Below are 15,813 nucleotides of genomic sequence, written 5' to 3' on the forward strand. Positions count from 1 at the left end.
CGACTCGCGCATGGTTTTCGAACCGCCGAAGCGTCTGGTCAGGGCGCTCGGTGAGACGGCACCGGACGGTGACGACTGGCTGGAGAAGCTGCCCGAGGCGGCGCAGCAGGCCGTCGCGCTACGCGAGTTGACCGTGGAGCGGGTGCAGGTGCCCGGTGGGCGCAGCAGCCTGGTCGTGTTGGTGCGGACGGCCGACGGAGCGCCCGCGGTGCTGAAGCTGGCGCCGGGCCGGGCCCGCCCGGAGGCGGAGCGGGCCGCGCTCGCACACTGGGGCGGGCGGGGTGCCGTACAGCTGCTGGAACCCTTCACGGCTGAGGGCGTGCTGCTGCTGGAGCGGCTGCATCCGGACGTGTCGGTGCGGTCGCTGCCGGAGGCGAAGGCGCTGCTGGAGGCGGCGGGGACGCTGCGGCGGCTGTGGGTGGAGCCGCCTGCCGACTTCCCCTTCGAGACCGTGGCCGAGCGGACCGGACGGCAGGCCGAGGCGATGCGGGCCCGGGCGCAGGCCGATCCCGAGGTGGCCCCGTTGGTCGGTCTGGCGCTCGCGGCACGCGAGGAGTTGCTGGCCGCGCCGCCCGAACACCGGCTGCTGCACGGCACGTTCCGGCAGAGCAAGGTGCTCTCCGGGGAGCGGATGCCGTGGCTGGCCGTGGGCCCAGACCCGGTGGTCGGCGAGTGCGCGTTCGATCTGGCCCGGCTGGTCCGCGACCGGGTGGAGGACCTGATCGCGCAGCCGTCGGGTGCGGCGACGACCCGTCGGCGGGTCAAGCGGCTGGCCGAGTCCCTGGACGTGGACCAGGAGCGGCTGCGGGGCTGGACGCTGTTCCGGGCCGTGGAGTCGGGCGTGCGGGCGGGGCGGGTGGGGCGGCCCCGGGACGCGGAACTGCTGCTGGAGTTCGCGGGCTGGCTGTGAGCGCTCCGCAGGGCCGGAGCGCTCACAGAGCACGGTGACTCAGGCCGTGAGCCGGGCGACGGCCTCCTCGACCGTCAGCTCCTCGCGCTCGCCGGTGCGGCGGTCCTTCAGCTCCACCACGCCGTCGGCCGCGCGCCGCCCGGCCACCAGGATCTGCGGTACGCCGATCAGCTCGGAGTCGGTGAACTTGACGCCCGGGGAGACGCCGGGGCGGTCGTCGACCAGGACGCGGACACCGGCGGCGGCCAGCTTCCCGGAGATGTCGAGGGCCAGTTCCGTCTGGAGGGCCTTGCCGGCGGCGACCACGTGGACGTCGGCCGGGGCGACCTCCTTGGGCCAGCACAGGCCCTTGTCGTCGGCGGTCTGCTCGGCCAGGGCGGCCACCGCGCGGGAGACGCCGACGCCGTAGGAGCCCATGGTGACGCGGACGGGCTTGCCGTTCTGGCCGAGGACGTCGAGCTTGAGGGCGTCGGTGTACTTGCGGCCCAGCTGGAAGATGTGGCCGATCTCGATGGCCCGGTCGAGCACGAGGCCCGTGCCGCACTTCGGGCAGGGGTCGCCCTCCTGCACGACCACGACGTCGACGTAACCGCCGACCTCGAAGTCGCGGCCCGCGACGACGTTCTTCGTGTGCGTACCGGGCTTGTTGGCGCCGGTGATCCAGGACGTGCCGGGGGCCACGCGCGGGTCGGCGATGTACGTGACCTTGTCCAGGCCCTGCGGTCCGACGTAGCCGCGGACCAGGTCGGGACGGGACGCGAAGTCGGCCTCGGTGACCAGTTCGACGACGGCCGGGGCGAAGTGCGCCTCGACCTTGTCCAGGTCGACCTCGCGGTCGCCGGGGACACCGACGGCGACGATCTCGCCGTCGACCTTGACGAGGAGGTTCTTCAGGGTCGCCGAGGCCGGGACGCCGAGGGAGGCGGCGAGGGTCTCGATGGTCGGGGTGTCGGGGGTCGGGATGTCCTCGGCGGCCGGGACGTCCGCGGCGTCGACGGACTTCAGCTGGTACGTGATCGCCTCGGTGTTGGCGGCGAAGTCGCAGTTCGGGCAGTCGGCGAAGGTGTCCTCTCCGGCCTCGGCCGGGGCGAGGAACTCCTCGGACTTGGAGCCGCCCATCGCGCCGGCGGTGGCGGCGCAGATGCGGTAGTCGAGGCCGAGGCGCGCGAAGATCTTCTGGTAGGCCTCGCGGTGCAGGGCGTAGGACCGGGCGAGGCCCTCGTCCTCGGTGTCGAAGGAGTAGGAGTCCTTCATCAGGAACTCGCGGCCGCGCAGGATGCCCGCGCGGGGCCGGGCCTCGTCACGGTACTTGTGCTGGATCTGGTAGAGGATCACCGGCAGGTCCTTGTAGGAGGACGCCTGGTCCTTCACCAGCAGGGTGAAGATCTCCTCGTGGGTGGGGCCGAGGAGGTAGTCGCCGCCCTTGCGGTCCTGGAGGCGGAAGAGCTCCTGGCCGTACTCGTCCCAGCGGCCGGTCGCGTCGTACGGCTCACGCGGCAGCAGGGCGGGGAGCAGCACCTCCTGGGCGCCGATGGCGTCCATCTCCTCGCGGACGATGCGCTCCACGTTGGCCAGGACGCGCTTGCCGAGCGGCAGCCAGCTCCAGATGCCGGCGGCGGTGCGGCGCACGTATCCGGCGCGGACGAGGAGCTTGTGGCTGAGGACCTCGGCGTCCGCCGGGTCGTCGCGCAACGTCTTCGCCATCAACTGGGACATGCGCTGGACCGGTACGTTCGCCATGGCTTATCTGCTCCTGCTGAATGTAGGTGATGGCAGGAGGTTATCCGGGGGGTACCTGGCGGTGGAAATCGGTCAGCGGCGCAGGAGCGGGAGCGGGGCACCCATCACCGCGTACGGCTTGGGGGCGCTCGGGAAGAGGACCTGGCGGGCAAGGTCCCGGTAGCCGAGCGAGCGGTAGAGCGCGCGGGCCGGGCTCTCGGTGTCGATCGCGGAGAGGATCGAGCGGGGTTCGGCGGCGCCGTCGGTGATCGTGGTGATCAGGGAGCGTCCGATGCCGCGGTTCTGGTGGGCGGGGTGGACGTGCAGTTCGGTGATCACGAACGCGTCGTCGAGCCAGTGGTCGTGGTGGTTCGCCCTGAGGTACGGCTCCACGACCGTGGACCACCAGTGGGTGCGGTCGTTGGGCATGCCGTAGACGAAGCCGACGAGGTCCCCGCCGACTGTCGCGCCGAGGGCCCTGGCCCCCGGGTAGGTCATGTGGCGCAGGACGATCTGGCGGCGGACCGCGACCTCGTCGGGGCCGAGGCCGAAGGCCACGGCTTGGACTGCCAGGGCCTCGTCGACGTGGGCGGAGAGGTCGAGGGGGCCGATCACCAGGTCCATGGCGGGGAGCCTACAGGGGGGTGCCCGTTGTCAGAACAGCACGCTCATGAAGGCGCCGACCTCTTGGAAGCCCACCCTCTGGTACGTCCTGCGGGCCGCCGTGTTGAAGTCGTTCACGTAGAGGCTGACGACCGGGGCGACGTCGGCCAGGGCGTAGCGAAGGACCGCCGCCATGCCGGGTGCCGCCAAGCCGGTCCCCCGGTATTCGGGGGCCACCCACACGCCCTGGATCTGGCAGGCGCGGTCGGTCGCGGCGCCGATCTCGGCCTTGAAGACGACCTTGCCGTCCGCGTCGAAGCGGGCGAAGGCACGGCCGGAGCCGACGAGTTCGGCGACGCGGGCCTGGTACAGCAGGCCGCCGTCACCGGCCAGCGGGGAGACGCCGACCTCCTCGGTGAACATCGCCACACACGCCGGCATGATCTTCTCCATCTCGTCCTTGCGGACGCGACGGACGTAGGGGTCCGGGGCGATGCCGTCCGGAAGGCGGTCGGTGACCATGAGCGGCTGGTGGCGGCGGACGTCCCGGGCAGGGCCCCACTGGGGTTCCAGGAGCCGCCACAGGTCGGCGGTGGAGCCGGCGGGGCCGACGATGGAGGAGCAGCGGCGGCCGGCCCGGCGGGCGCGGTCGGCGAAGGCGCGGACGGCGCGCGGGGTGGCGCAGATCGGGACGAGGTTGGCGCCCGCGTAGCACAGGGACGTCAGCATGCCGTCCTCGTACCAGCCCCACATCTCTCCGCCGAGGCGCCACGGGTCGAGGCCGGCGATCTGCACGCGGGAGGTCACGAAGGCGTTCGCGACGGGCTCGCGGTCGAGTATGGCGAGGGCGGCGTCCAGGTCGCTCGGTTCGAGGACCCGGGAGGTCGTCTGCGTCAACACGGGCGGGGCCTCACACACTCGGGTCTGCTTGGTCTCCGCACTATAGCTGCGCTGCTTGGGCCGGGCGCCTTGGAGCTCGGGAGGAACGGTTCAGCCGCGGGTGCGGGTTCGTTGTGGCTTGTCGCGCAGTTCCCCGCGCCCCCCAAGAAGGACGCGGGGAAAACCGGCGGCTCTGGAAACCTCAGCCCGCTACCGCCACCGACGGCTCGCCCGAGGCGACGCCGTCCTGTTCCATCTGCTCGGCGAGCTTCATCGCCTCTTCGATCAGCGTCTCGACGATCTTGGACTCGGGGACGGTCTTGATGACCTCGCCCTTGACGAAGATCTGGCCCTTGCCGTTGCCGGAGGCGACGCCGAGGTCGGCCTCGCGGGCCTCGCCGGGGCCGTTGACGACGCAGCCCATGACGGCGACGCGGAGGGGGACCTCCATGCCGGTGAGGCCGGCCGTGACCTCTTCGGCCAGCTTGTAGACGTCGACCTGGGCACGGCCGCAGGAGGGGCAGGAGACGATCTCCAGGCCGCGCTCCTTGAGGTTCAGCGACTCCAGGATCTGGATGCCGACCTTCACTTCCTCGGCCGGGGGCGCGCTCAGCGAGACGCGGATCGTGTCGCCGATGCCCTGGCTGAGCAGCGCGCCGAAGGCGACCGCCGACTTGATCGTGCCCTGGAAGGCCGGACCGGCCTCCGTCACACCGAGGTGCAGGGGGTAGTCGCACTGCTCGGCGAGCTGCTTGTACGCCTCGATCATCACGACCGGGTCGTTGTGCTTGACGGAGATCTTGATGTCCCGGAAGTCGTGCTCCTCGAAGAGGGACGCCTCCCACAGGGCCGACTCGACCAGGGCCTCGGGGGTCGCCTTGCCGTACTTCTGGAGGAGGCGCCTGTCGAGGGAGCCCGCGTTGACGCCGATGCGGATCGGGGTGCCGTGGTCCCGGGCCGCCTTGGCGATCTCCTTGACCTTGTCGTCGAACTGCTTGATGTTGCCGGGGTTGACGCGGACCGCCGCGCAGCCCGCCTCGATCGCGGCGAAGACGTACTTCGGCTGGAAGTGGATGTCGGCGATGACCGGGATCTGCGACTTGCGGGCGATGGTGGCGAGGGCGTCGGCGTCGTCCTGGGTCGGGCAGGCGACCCGGACGATCTGGCAGCCGGACGCGGTGAGTTCGGCGATCTGCTGGAGGGTCGCGCCGATGTCCGACGTCCGCGTCGTCGTCATCGACTGGACCGAGACAGGGGCGTCTCCGCCGACGGCCACGGATCCGACCTGGATCTGGCGGCTCTTCCGGCGCTCGGCGAGCTTGGTCGGAACGGACGGCATGCCGAGAGAAATCGCAGTCATCTGCTGTGCAACCCCAAGTCGTGGATCAAGGTCCGGTCCCGTGAGCAGCGGGCTCCGAGCTTCGAGATTACGGCACATGCCTTGGCGCGGGCACATCCCAGTCGCATTGCCACTCAATGGGAGGCGACCCGGCACAAAGTGTGCCGGGCCGCCTCGAACGCCGTATGACTAGGAGATTCTCACCGGGTTAACCACATCCGCGATCAGGACCAGGATCGTGAAGCAGATGAAGATCCCGGCGACCACGTAGGCGACCGGCATGAGCTTCGCCACGTCGAAGGGCCCCGGGTCCGGCCGGCGCAGCACCTTGGCGATGTTGCGGCGCAACGACTCCCACAGCGCGCCCGCGATGTGGCCGCCGTCGAGCGGCAGCAGCGGGAGCATGTTGAACAGGAACAGGGAGAGGTTGAAGCCGGCGACCAGCATGAGGGCCATGGCCAGCTGCTGGGTGGGCGGGATGTCGAGGGTGAAGATCTCGCCGCCGACGCGGGCCGCGCCGACCACGCCCATCGGGGAGTCGGCCTCCCGCGGGGCGCCGTCGAAGGCCGCGTTCCACAGGGCCGGGATCTTGCTGGGCAGGGCGGCCAGGGAGTCGACGGCCTCGCCGATCCGGTCGCCCATCCAGGTCACGGACTCGCCGAAGTCCTGTTTGACCACGCCGGTGGCGGCGCTGAAGCCGAGGAATCCGGCCTGGACGTACTGGCCCTCGACGATCTGTCCGCCGGAGTCCTTCTTGGCGACCTGGTTGGTGGCGATCTTCGCGTGCAGGGTGACGTCCTGGCCCTTGCGGTCGACGACGATCGGCACTTCCTTGCCGGGGTTGGCGCGGATCAGGTCGGACAGCTTGTTCCAGTCGTCGGTCGGCACGCCGTTGAAGGAGACGATCTTGTCGCCCGCCTTGAGGCCCGCGGCGGCGGCCGGGGCGGCCGGGTCGCCCTTCTGGCACTTGTCGCGGTTCTCGCTCTGCGCGATGACGCACTGGGAGACGGAGCTGACCGTGGTGGTCTGCTGGGTGATGCCGAAGCCCATCAGGATGCCGAGGAACAGCGCCACGGCCAGGACCAGGTTCATGAAGGGGCCCGCGAACATCACGATCACGCGCTTCCAGGGCGCGCGCGTGTAGAACATGCGGTTCTCGTCACCCGGCCTGAGCTCCTCGTACGCGGCCGAGCGGGCGTCCTCGATCATGCCGCGCCACGGGGAGGTGGAGCGGACCTCCAGACGGCCGTCGGGGCCGGGCGGGAACATGCCGATCATGCGGATGTAGCCGCCGAACGGGATGGCCTTGAGCCCGTACTCGGTCTCGCCCTTCTTCCGCGACCAGATCGTCGGGCCGAAACCGACCATGTACTGCGGCACGCGGATGCCGAACAGCTTGGCGGTGGACAGGTGCCCCAGCTCGTGCCACGCGATCGAGAACAGCAGGCCGACCACGAAGAGGCCTATGCCGAGGATGAACATCAGGGTCGTCATGCACGGGCCTCCGCCGTCTGTGCCGCCAGTTCCCGGGCCCGGGTCCGCGCCCAGGTCTCCGCTTCGAGGACGTCCGACACGGTGAGTGAGGTTCCCGTACGCGGGGTGCCGTGCTCCTCGACGACCCGCGTGACGGTCTCCATGATCCCGTTGAAGGGCAGTGCGCCCCGACGGAACGCCTCCACGCACTCCTCGTTGGCCGCATTGAACACCGCCGGGGCGGTGCCCGCGAGCTCGCCGACGTGCCGGGCGAGGTTCACCGACGGGAAGGCCTCGTTGTCGAGCGGGAAGAACTCCCAGGTCGAGGCCTTGCTCCAGTCGAAGGTGGGCGCGGCGTCGGGGACCCGCTCGGGCCAGCCGATGCCGATGGCGATGGGCCCGCGCATGTCGGGCGGGGTCGCCTGGGCCAGTGTCGATCCATCCGTGAACTCAACCATCGAGTGGACATACGACTGGGGATGCACGACCACCTCAATGCGGTCGAAGGGAATGTCGTAGAGGAGGTGCGCCTCGATGACCTCCAGGCCCTTGTTGACCAGGGTCGCGGAGTTGATCGTGATGACCGGGCCCATGGCCCAGGTGGGGTGCGCGAGGGCGTCCTCGACGGTGACGTGGGCCAGCTCCGCCTTCGTACGGCCGCGGAAGGGACCACCGGAGGCGGTGACGACCAGCTTGCGGACGTCGGCGCGGGTGCCGGCGGCCAGGGCCTGGAAGAGGGCGGCATGCTCGGAGTCGACCGGGATGATCTGCCCGGGCTTGGCGAGGGCCTTGACCAGCGGGCCGCCCACGATGAGCGACTCCTTGTTGGCGAGCGCGAGGGTGCGGCCCGCCTCCAGGGCGGCCAGGGTCGGGGCGAGACCGATGGAGCCGGTGATGCCGTTCAGGACGGTGTGGCAGTCGGACGCGGCGAGCTGCGTGGCCGCGTCCGGGCCGGCGAGGATCTCGGGGAGCGGTTCGCCCGTGCCGTACTGCGCGGTGAGCGCCTCGCGCAGGGCCGGTACGACGTCCTCGCGGGCGACGGCGACCGTGCGCGCCCGCAGCCGGTACGCCTGCTCGGCGAGGAGCGCGACCCGGCCGCCGTTGGCGGACAGGCCGGTGACCCGGAACCGGCCGGGGTTGCGCAGCACGAGGTCGATGGCCTGCGTGCCGATGGACCCGGTGGAGCCGAGGATCACCACGTCCTTCGGGCCGTCGCCCGCCACCGGGTCGTAGACGAGGTGCGGGTCGGCGAGGGGGGCTGGACTGTCGCTCATTGCTCCATTGTTGCCGTAAGCGTGGCGTGTGAGGACAGCGCATCCCCCTCACGGGGGCGCGTGCCGTGCGGGCACGCGCCCCTGGGGTGACCGGTCAGCGGATCGGCCGGTGCACGTTCTCCTTCCGGGACGGTCCCGGTGTCGCGTCCGCGATCCACGGTCCCTCGCCCGACGGGTCGACGATGCCGCGCTCCAGCCACTCGTACGTGCCCGACAGGACGCCCTTGACGACCTTGCGGTCGAGGTCGTCGGTGTTGGTCCACAAGCGGGTGAAGAGCTCCTCGATCCGGATCCGGGACTGGCGGCAGAAGACGTCGGCGAGCTGGTAGGCCTCGCGGCCGTGGTCGCCCTGGCTGCGCAGCAGTTCGGCGCGTACACAGGCCGCGCTCATGGCGAACAGTTCGGCGCCGATGTCGACGATCCGGCCGAGGAAGCCCTGCTTGGACTCCATGCGGCCCTGCCAGCGGGACATGGCGTAGAAGGTGGAGCGGGCGAGCTTGCGGGAGGTGCGCTCGACGTAGCGCAGGTGGCCGGAGAGGTCCACCTCGCGTTTGAACTCGCCGTAGGAGGTGGGGAGCCGGCCCGGGCCCGCGACCAGCTTGGGGAGCCACTTGGCGTAGAAGACGCCCGCGTTCGCGCCCGCCTTGGCCTTGTCGCCGAGGGACTTCTCGGGGTCGATGAGGTCGCCGGCGACCGAGAGGTGGGCGTCGACGGCCTCGCGGGCGATGAGGAGGTGCATGATCTCCGTCGAGCCCTCGAAGATGCGGTTGATGCGCAGGTCGCGCAGGAGCTGCTCGGCGGGGACGCCGCGCTCGCCGCGGGCGCGGAGGGACTCGGCCGTCTCGAATCCGCGGCCGCCGCGGATCTGGACGAGCTCGTCGGCCATCGTCCAGGCCATCTCGGAGGCGTAGAGCTTGGCGAGGGCGCCTTCGATGCGGATGTCGTTGCGGTCCTCGTCGGCCATCTGCGAGGCCAGGTCCGTCACGGCCTCCAGGGCGAAGGTGGTGGCCGCGATGAAGGAGATCTTGGAGCCGACCGCCTCGTGGTGCGCGACGGGCTTGCCCCACTGCTCGCGGGCCGCCGACCACTCCCGGGCGATCTTCAGGCACCACTTGCCGGCCGCGACGCAGGAGGCGGGCAGGGAGAGCCGCCCGGTGTTGAGCGTGGTCAGGGCGATCTTCAGGCCCTGGCCCTCCTCGCCGACGCGGTTGGCGGCGGGGACGCGGACCTGGTGGAAGCGGGTGACGCCGTTCTCGATGCCGCGCAGGCCCATGAAGGCGTTGCGGTTCTCGACGGTGACGCCGGGCGAGTTGGTCTCCACGACGAACGCCGTGATGCCGCCCTTGTGGCCCTGGCCCTTCGGGACCCGGGCCATGACGACCAGCAGGTCGGCGACGACGCCGTTGGTGGTCCACAGCTTCACGCCGTCGAGGACGTAGTCGTCCCCGTCGGGCACGGCGGTGGTGGCGAGGCGGGCCGGGTCGGAACCGACGTCGGGCTCGGTGAGCAGGAAGGCGCTGATGTCCGTGCGCGCGCAGCGCGGCAGGAAGCGCTCCTTCTGTTCCTGCGTGCCGAACAGTTTCAGCGGCTGCGGCACGCCGATCGACTGGTGCGCGGAGAGCAGCACGCCGATCGCGGGGCTGGCGGAGCCGGCCAGCGAGAGCGCCTTGTTGTAATACACCTGCGTGAGGCCCAGGCCGCCGTACTTGGTGTCGATCTTCATGCCGAAGGCGCCGAGCTCCTTCAGCCCGTCGATCACCTCGTCGGGGATGCGGGCGTCGCGCTCGATGAGGGCCGCGTCGACCTTCGTCTCGACGAAGTCGCGGAGCTTGGCGAGGAACTCCTCGCCGCGCTGGGCCGCCTCGTCGGCCGGAAGGGGGTGGGGGTGGATGAGGTCGAGCCGGAAGCGGCCGAGGAACAGCTCCTTGGCGAAGCTGGGCTTGCGCCAGTGCTGCTCCCGGGCGGCCTCCGCCACCTCACGGGCTTCCCGCTCGGTGACGGCGGGACGGGAGGAGGGAGTGGTGGAAGCGGACATGAGGGTCACCTCGCCGCATATAGGGCTGTTGAGGACCGTACGTTACCGATCAGTGCTACTGGATCGTTGGTACCCGAAACCGGACGCTCCCACCAGTCCTCGCGCGTCCGTTCAGCCGAAGGGGGCGGAACGCTCCCGGACTTGTCGGGGGCCTGACGACGGTGTTGCATCAAGGTGCCGGCCAGGAGTCGGACGCCCCTCCGAGAAATAGGTATCGAAGCGCTTCGACAACCTATGGACACGTACTCCCGCTGGAGCTACTGTCGAACCACCCTCACCCACCCATATCAGTAACGCGCATCGTCGAAGCGCTTCACAAAGCTTGGAGAGCTGGATGGTCACCCTCGCCGAGGTCGCCCAGCACGCCGGAGTCTCGGCGAGCACGGTGAGCTATGTCCTCAGCGGCAAGCGGTCCATCTCCGCGAACACCCGGCAGCGGGTCGAGCGGAGCATCCGCGAGCTCGGGTACCACCCGAACGCCGGGGCCCGCGCCCTGGCCAGCAGCAAGTCGAACATCATCGCGCTGATGGTCCCGCTGCGCACGGACATGTACGTGCCCGTGATGATGGAGATCGCCATCGCGGTGGCCACCGCCGCGCGGACGCACGGGTACGACGTGCTGCTGCTCACCGGTGAGGAGGGCCCGGACGCGGTGCGCCGCGTCGCCGGGAGCGGGCTCGCCGACGGGATGATCCTGATGGACGTCGAGCTCGACGACGAGCGGCTGCCGCTGCTGCGCGCGACGGACCAGCCCTCCGTGCTGATCGGGCTGCCCGCCGACACCAACGGGCTGACCTGCGTCGATCTGGACTTCCGGGCGACGGGCGCGCTGTGCGTGGAGCACCTGGCGAAGCAGGGCCACCAGGACATCGCTGTCATCGGCGAGGCCCCGGCCGTCTACGAGCGGCACACCGGCTTCGCCGAGCGTACCCTCGACGGGCTCCGGTCCCGTTCCCGGGAGCTGGGCGTGCGGCTGCTGCACCGGCCGTGCGACGGCGGGTACGACGCGATGGCCGTGACGCTCGCCCGGATCCTCGACGAGCGCCCGGGGACCACGGGGATCATCGTGCAGAACGAGTCGGCGGTCGAGCCGCTGCTCGCGCTGCTGCGGCAGCAGGGCCGGGCCGTGCCCGAGGACGTGTCGGTGGTCGCGATCTGCCCCGACCAGGTCGCCACGCAGGCCTCGGTGCGGCTCACGTCCGTCGCCATCCCCGCGCAGGAGATGGGCCGGCACGCCGTGGAACACCTGGTCGCCAAGTTCGAGGGGCGCGGCAGCGACGAGGTCGTGCTGATCGCGCCCGAGCTGACGGTCCGGGGCAGCACGGGTCCCGCGCCCACCCGGCCGTAAGCACGTCGTAGGCACACGCCCTTCTCCCGCTCACCGTCCACCGCCCTCCTCCCAGGGCACCGCCATGTCTGCGCGCCTCTGCCTGAACACCTCTGTCTGAACACCTCTGTCTGCACTCCCCCAGGAGCACAGGAGCCCGCCACGTGAATCAGCCTGCTGAAACCCAGACCCAGGTGAGCCTGGCGCAGTCCTCCCCCACCGTCGGCACGTTCCGCGAGCGGGACGGCGCGCTGGAGTGGAGCGGCCGTCAGGAGACCGTACGGATCGAGCCGTGGGGTCCGGACGCGGTCCGGGTGCGGGCCCGGCTCGGCGGCCCGGTGCTCGAAGGGCTCCCGGGCGCGCTCCTCGACGAGGCCCCCGTTTCGCCGTCCACCGTGAAGATCGAGGACGGGCGCGGGCAGCTCACCGTCGGCGCGCTCACCGTCGAGGTGAGCGCCGAGGGCCTGGTCCGCTTCCTGCGGACGGAGGACTCCGCCGAACTGCTCGCCGAGGACCGCGCCCACTTCTGGTGGCCCGGCTCCCGCCTCTACACGGCTGTCGGCAACGGCCACCACCGCCTGGAGCAGCGCTTCGCCGCGTACGACGACGAGAAGCTGTACGGCCTCGGCCAGCACCAGCACGGGCGCCTCGACCAGAAGGGCCTGGTCCTGGACCTGGTGCAGCGCAACGCCGAGGTCGGCATCCCGGTGCTGACCTCCAGCCGCGGCTACACCCTGCTGTGGAACAACCCGGCGATCGGCCGTGTGGAGCTCGCGCACAACGGCACGCGGTGGGTCGCCGACTCGGCCCGGCAGATCGACTACTGGATCACGGCGGGCGACCCGGCCGCCGCCCAGCGCCGCTACAGCGCGGTGACCGGCCGGACGCCGATGCTGCCGGAGTGGGCGGCGGGCTTCTGGCAGTGCAAGCTGCGCTACCGCACCCAGGACGAACTCATGGCGGTGGCACGGGAGTACAGGCGTCGGGGCCTGCCCATCTCCGCGATCGTGTGCGACTTCTTCCACTGGACGCACCTCGGCGAGTGGAAGTTCGACCCGAAGGAGTGGCCGGACCCGGCGGCGATGGTGCGCGAGCTGGAGGAGCTCGGCATCAAGCTGGTGGTGAGCGTCTGGCCCTCGGTGTCGCCGCTGAGCGAGAACCACCCGGTCATGGAGCAGCGCGGCTACTTCATCGGTACGCAGTACGGCCCGATGGCCCACGCCGACTGGCCCGACAAGGAGGTCGCCTCCACGGTCCAGGTGGCCTTCTACGACGCCACCAACCCGGACGCCCGGGACTTCGTGTGGTCGAAGGTGAAGGAGAACTACCTCGACCCGTACGGCATCACGGCGTTCTGGCTGGACGCCTGCGAGCCGGAGCTGAAGCCGGGCTTCCAGGAGAACCTGCGCTACTGGGCGGGCCCCGGCCTGGAGGTCGGCAACATCTACCCGGCCGAGAACGCCCGCACGTTCTACGAGGGGCTCGTCGCCACCGGCGAGGAGGAGGTGGTCAGCCTCAACCGCTCGGCCTGGGCGGGCAGTCAGCGCTACGGCGCCGCCCTGTGGTCCGGTGACATCGGCACGGATTTCCCGACCCTGCGCCGCCAGATCGCGGCCGGCCTCAACACCGCGCTGTCGGGTATCCCGTGGTGGAACACCGACATCGGCGGCTTCCACGGCGGCGACCCGGACGACCCGGCGTACCGGGAGGTGATGGTCCGCTGGTTCCAGTTCGGCGCGCTGTCCCCGCTGATGCGCCTGCACGGCTTCCGCGACCCGGGCATGCCGCTGGGCCCGGAGATGACCGGCGGCCCGAACGAGGTGTGGTCGTACGGCGAGGAAGCGCTGGCCGTCCTGGAGAAGTACCTGCGGCTGCGCGAACGCCTGAAGCCGTACGTCCTGCGCGTCATGCGGGAGGCCCACGAGGAGGGCCTGCCCGTGATGCGGCCGCTGTTCCTGGAGTTCCCGGACGACCAGGCCGCCTGGTCGGTCGACGACTCCTACCTCTTCGGCCCGGACCTGCTGGTCGCCCCGGTGCTCACCGCCGGCGCCACCGCCCGTACGGCGTACCTGCCGGCGGGGGCCGTCTGGACGGACGCGTGGACGGGTGAGACGTACGAGGGCGGCCGGTCCGTGACGGTCGACGCCCCGCTGGACCGCATCCCGCTGTTCCTGCGGGACGGGGCACGGCTGCCTGTAGCGGAGTAGCCGTGTCGTCAGGGGTGGCCGGATCGATGGAGGTCTTCCGGCCACCCCTTTCGCCTGTTCGGCCAACTTCCGTCCACCACAGGCGTGTTCGAGAGGATAGGTTCCCTGCGTGTCCACGTCTCCGCTCCCCCTCACGCTGGCGAATCTGCTGCTGCGGCCGGGCTTCGGCTCCCGTCGGGACCCGGACCGGATCTTCGACCGCATCGTGGTGGAGGCCGGTGAGGCGCCGGGAGACCGGGAGTTCGTCGACGGCTTCCGGTCGCTGCTGGGGTGGTGGGCGAAGGCCGAGAACCTCACCCCGGTCGGCTGGCAGTCGGCGCAGGTCCACGTGCGCCGGCACCTCGCCAACCGGGCCCGGGTGCGGCGGCTGATCACCGAGCATCCGGAGATCGAGCAGGAGCCGATCGAGAAGCCGGTGTTCGTCGTGGGGCTGCCGCGCACCGCCACCACCGTCACCCACACCGTGCTGTCGATCTCGGACGAGCACCGGTGTCCCCTGCTGTGGGAACTGCTCGGGCCCGACCTGGAGTTGCCGCCCCGGCAGCGGCGCAGGGCGATCACGGCCGGGCGCCGGCTGGTGCAGGGCACGAACCTCTTCACGCCGCGCTTCCGCGACATCCACGCGATGGCCGCCGAGGGGCCCGAGGAGTGCACGTTCGCGCTCCCGCACGCCCTGATGCCGTTCTCCCAGGCCCGTATCCCCGAGTACCTGGCCTGGCACTGCGGGCGGGACTTCGTCGCCGACTACCGGCACCTCAAGCAGGTCTACCAGGTGCTCCAGTACGGCCGTCCGCGGCGGCGCTGGGTGCTGAAGTCCCCGATGCACCTGGAGAACCTGGACGCGCTGTGCACGGTCTTCCCCGACGCCACGATCGTGTGGTGCCACCGCGACCCGGTCACCGTCGTGGCGTCCTTCTGCTCGCTGATCGAGCACGGCATGGCCGTCAGCACCCGCCCGCTCGACCTGGCCGGTATCGGCGCCACCTGGCTCGGCCTGCTGAGCCGTGCCATGACGCGCGGCCTCGCGGCCCGCGCCGCCATCCCGGCGGAGCAGCTGGTGGACGCCCCCTACGCCTGGCTCGGCTCCGATCCGGCGACCGGCGCTCCGAAGCTCCACGCGGCCGTCGGAGCCCCCTGGACCGAGGCCGACGCGGCCCGTCTCCCCGCGGCCGTCGCCCGCCCCAAGGGCACCCGCAAGCACACCTACGACCTGTCCCACTACGGCCTGACCCGCGCCGAGGTCGAGTCGGCGTTCGCGGACTACAACGCGCTGCGGGCCGAGGTCGACCGCGCCTGAAGCTCGGCGCGGCCGGCCCCGGCCCCGGGAGGCGTCAGCTGCTGCTGACCGTCAGGTTGTTCGTGGTGAAGTTGAGTCCGCCGGACGACGAGGTGACCTCGTAGCCGAACTGGACGTCACCGATGGTCTCGTTGCCCATCCAGCGCTTGGTGTCCTTGATCCACTTCAGGATCGGCAGGATGCTGACGGTGCCGGAGTTGGAGTCGGACGTCCGAAGGAACGAGAAGACCTCGTTGCTGCCGTTGCTGCCCTTGTAGACGTTCCAGGTGTGGCCGCCGAGGCTGACGGAGCCCTGGGAGGTGCCGATCGGGCCGACCGCTCCGTTGTAGTTCACCCAGAGCATGATCTCGTAGTCGTAGTCCGTGTCCCAGACGTCGTACGACGAGTTGTACGCGCCGGACGACGGGACGGAGACGTTGTAGCTGCTGGAGAGGGAGCGCAGCGAGTCGATCGACTTGTTGATCACCTTCTTGGAGTTCGGGTACGACTTGATGCCGCCGGTGTTGGGGTGGTCGGCCCAGACACCCCAGTTCGTGCCGGAGTTCGCCCAGACGCACTGGCTGCCGGCGCCGGAGCCCCAGATGTTGTTGTAGAGCGTGTAGCCGTTCAGGCTCGTGTTGCCCCACTGGTCGCAGGAGTTCCAGACGGCCGCGGAGGCGGGGGCGGAGGCGAGGCCTATGGTGGCGCCGAGCGCCAGGGCGGGAGCGAGCAGGGCCTTGGTGACCCTGCTCAAGGTGCGTGATGCCATGG

At 70.7% G+C, this 15,813-nt stretch carries 12 protein-coding genes; 4 read left to right on the plus strand and 8 right to left on the minus strand.

What is annotated here, in order from left to right; all coding sequences use genetic code 11:
- Window positions 1-10: 10 nt before the first annotated feature.
- Window positions 11-910: an aminoglycoside phosphotransferase family protein gene (locus tag ABFX81_RS33820; protein ID WP_346139139.1), complete on the plus strand. Its 900-nt coding sequence runs from the start codon at window positions 11-13 to the stop codon at window positions 908-910.
- Window positions 911-949: 39 nt separating this feature from the next.
- On the opposite strand, the gene ABFX81_RS33825 is transcribed toward ABFX81_RS33820, so the two are convergent.
- From ABFX81_RS33825 to ABFX81_RS33860, 7 genes are all read right to left on the minus strand, one after another.
- Window positions 950-2,650 (minus strand): proline--tRNA ligase, encoded by a 1,701-nt coding sequence (locus ABFX81_RS33825; RefSeq protein WP_346139141.1) that lies wholly within the window; start codon window positions 2,648-2,650, stop codon window positions 950-952.
- A 72-nt stretch (window positions 2,651-2,722) separates the two neighbouring features.
- Window positions 2,723-3,253, minus strand: a complete 531-nt coding sequence (locus tag ABFX81_RS33835) for a GNAT family N-acetyltransferase (protein WP_086847574.1) — start codon at window positions 3,251-3,253, stop codon at window positions 2,723-2,725.
- Window positions 3,254-3,283: 30 nt separating this feature from the next.
- Window positions 3,284-4,132, minus strand: a complete 849-nt coding sequence (locus ABFX81_RS33840; protein WP_086847571.1) for a GNAT family N-acetyltransferase — start codon at window positions 4,130-4,132, stop codon at window positions 3,284-3,286.
- A 181-nt stretch (window positions 4,133-4,313) separates the two neighbouring features.
- A complete protein-coding gene (ispG, locus tag ABFX81_RS33845; protein ID WP_086847569.1) occupies window positions 4,314-5,471 on the minus strand; it encodes a flavodoxin-dependent (E)-4-hydroxy-3-methylbut-2-enyl-diphosphate synthase in 1,158 nt (385 codons plus the stop codon).
- 168 nt (window positions 5,472-5,639) lie between these two features.
- A complete protein-coding gene (locus tag ABFX81_RS33850) occupies window positions 5,640-6,932 on the minus strand; it encodes a site-2 protease family protein (RefSeq protein WP_086847578.1) in 1,293 nt (430 codons plus the stop codon).
- Between the two features lie 8 nt (window positions 6,933-6,940).
- Window positions 6,941-8,197, minus strand: a complete 1,257-nt coding sequence (gene dxr, locus ABFX81_RS33855) for a 1-deoxy-D-xylulose-5-phosphate reductoisomerase (RefSeq protein WP_086847567.1) — start codon at window positions 8,195-8,197, stop codon at window positions 6,941-6,943.
- A 94-nt stretch (window positions 8,198-8,291) separates the two neighbouring features.
- On the minus strand, window positions 8,292-10,232 hold the full coding sequence (locus tag ABFX81_RS33860) for an acyl-CoA dehydrogenase family protein (protein WP_086847565.1): 1,941 nt from the start codon (window positions 10,230-10,232) through the stop codon (window positions 8,292-8,294).
- A 334-nt stretch (window positions 10,233-10,566) separates the two neighbouring features.
- Between ABFX81_RS33860 and ABFX81_RS33865 the strand changes: the two genes are divergently transcribed.
- The 3 genes from ABFX81_RS33865 to ABFX81_RS33875 all read left to right on the plus strand — a co-directional run bounded on the left by ABFX81_RS33865 (window position 10,567) and on the right by ABFX81_RS33875 (window position 15,063).
- A complete protein-coding gene (locus tag ABFX81_RS33865) occupies window positions 10,567-11,580 on the plus strand; it encodes a LacI family DNA-binding transcriptional regulator (protein ID WP_086847563.1) in 1,014 nt (337 codons plus the stop codon).
- A gap of 143 nt (window positions 11,581-11,723) precedes the next feature.
- The gene (locus ABFX81_RS33870) at window positions 11,724-13,766 is read left to right on the plus strand and encodes a TIM-barrel domain-containing protein (protein ID WP_086847560.1); all 2,043 of its coding nucleotides are present in this window, start codon (window positions 11,724-11,726) and stop codon (window positions 13,764-13,766) included.
- 109 nt (window positions 13,767-13,875) lie between these two features.
- Window positions 13,876-15,063: a sulfotransferase gene (locus ABFX81_RS33875; protein ID WP_086847558.1), complete on the plus strand. Its 1,188-nt coding sequence runs from the start codon at window positions 13,876-13,878 to the stop codon at window positions 15,061-15,063.
- A 34-nt stretch (window positions 15,064-15,097) separates the two neighbouring features.
- On the opposite strand, the gene ABFX81_RS33880 is transcribed toward ABFX81_RS33875, so the two are convergent.
- Window positions 15,098-15,811: a GH12 family glycosyl hydrolase domain-containing protein gene (locus ABFX81_RS33880; protein ID WP_086847556.1), complete on the minus strand. Its 714-nt coding sequence runs from the start codon at window positions 15,809-15,811 to the stop codon at window positions 15,098-15,100.
- Window positions 15,812-15,813: the final 2 nt, after the last annotated feature.

Origin of the sequence: Streptomyces coeruleofuscus (genome assembly GCF_039532725.1) — a bacterium.
In the GTDB taxonomy this organism is placed as follows: Bacteria; Actinomycetota; Actinomycetes; order Streptomycetales; family Streptomycetaceae; genus Streptomyces; species Streptomyces coeruleofuscus.